The organism is Idiomarina sp. UBA4206 (assembly GCF_002383015.1).
Lineage (GTDB): Bacteria > Pseudomonadota > Gammaproteobacteria > Enterobacterales > Alteromonadaceae > Idiomarina > Idiomarina abyssalis.
The window spans coordinates 21,700-23,266 of the sequence record NZ_DFTS01000019.1 but is presented as its reverse complement, the minus strand read 5'-3'; the positions used below and the strand labels follow the sequence as shown (position 1 = coordinate 23,266).

General features: G+C 50.7%; 1 protein-coding gene. It reads left to right on the top strand.

Annotation, left to right across the window (positions count from 1 at the left end; genetic code table 11):
• The coding region (locus B3180_RS03990) for an efflux RND transporter permease subunit (protein ID WP_286843236.1) at positions 1-1,567 on the top strand (1,567 nt) is incomplete at both ends.

Below are 1,567 nucleotides of genomic sequence, written 5' to 3'. Positions count from 1 at the left end.
AAGCACGACAGGTAACGGTAACCGACATAGTCAGCCGCTTGCGTGAAGAAAACGTTGAGCTTCCGGCGGGGGAAGTTGAGTCAACTGATAGAGAATTTTCGGTTCGTATGGCGCGGGCTTATTTGTCGCCGGAAGACTTTAAAAACCTGGTGATACGACAAGGCGACGATGGCTATTTAGTGCGCCTGGGCGAGGTTGCCCGGGTAGAACTGGGTGCTGAGGATGACAAAACCGACTTCCGGGGTAACGGGGTTAACATGGTCGGTGTGGGTGTCATTAAGCAGTCGAAAGGTAACACCCTGGATGTGGTGAAGAACGTGCACCGGGAGATGAGAAAAATTCAGGAAACGTTGCCTGAAACCATGTACCTGGCGCCCAGTTACGACTCTTCGATATTTATTCAGGGCTCCGTTGATGAAGTTTACAACACGCTGGCTGTGGCGATGGCACTGGTTATTGTCGTTATTTACCTGTTTCTGGGGAATATAAGAGCCACCATAGTACCGGCGTTGACGGTACCTGTTGCCATTATTGCTTCCTACATAGTTTTGTTTGCACTGGGCTTTTCCATCAACTTACTCACCCTGCTGGCGCTGGTCTTAGCCATCGGTCTGGTCGTTGATGACTCTATTGTGGTGTTAGAAAACATCTATCGCCGCATAGAAGAAGGCGAGCCGCCTATTCTGGCTGCTTACCGGGGAGCCCGTGAGGTTGGTTTTGCTGTCATAGCAACCACACTGGTATTGATTTCTGTGTTTGTGCCTCTGGCCTTCTTAGAAGGTAATATTGGTAAGCTCTTTACCGAGTTTGCTATAGCCATAGCGGCCGCTGTGGCCTTTTCCAGTATCGCAGCATTAACTCTGACGCCGATGCTGAGCTCGAAGGTATTAAGCAAGAAAGAGCGAACCAGTAAATTCGGCAGAGCTTTTGATGCGACCTTTAACTGGCTTGAAAGAGGGTATCGCAATGTGCTCGAAAAGAGCGTAAAGCGTCCGCTTATGGCTGTCGTGTTGGTTGTTATGTCCGGCGTTGTTGCCTTTGGCTTGTTCAGCTTTATTCCTCAAGAGTTTGCGCCGCCGGAAGACCGCGGTACCTTCTATATTCAGGTGCGCAGTGCCGAGGGGGCCAGCTTTGAGTCGAGCTCCCGACATATGGACGAAATAGAGCAAATTCTTCTGCCTTATATCGATGAAGGAAAAATTGACCGCCTAATTGTTCGGGCTCCGGGCTGGGGTGGTAGTGCAGGTATTGCTATTGTCGGTGCCGTGCCTTTCGACGAGCGAGAATGGTCAAGTTTTGATTTAATGGAAGAGATGCGATCGCAGTTGGATTCTGTTGTGGGCGTTCAGGCTTTTGCGTTTATGCGCAGCGGCATTAGCGGAGGCGGTGGCCGGCCGGTACAGTTTGTGCTGCAAGGTAATACCTATGAGCGACTGGCTGAGTTTCGTGACATTGTGATTGAAGAGGCATCGACCAATCCTGGGTTGCAGAACCTCGACAGTGACTATAAGGAAACGCTGCCGCAGCTACTGATTCAGGTTGACGAAGCTAGTGCAGCCGATCTGGA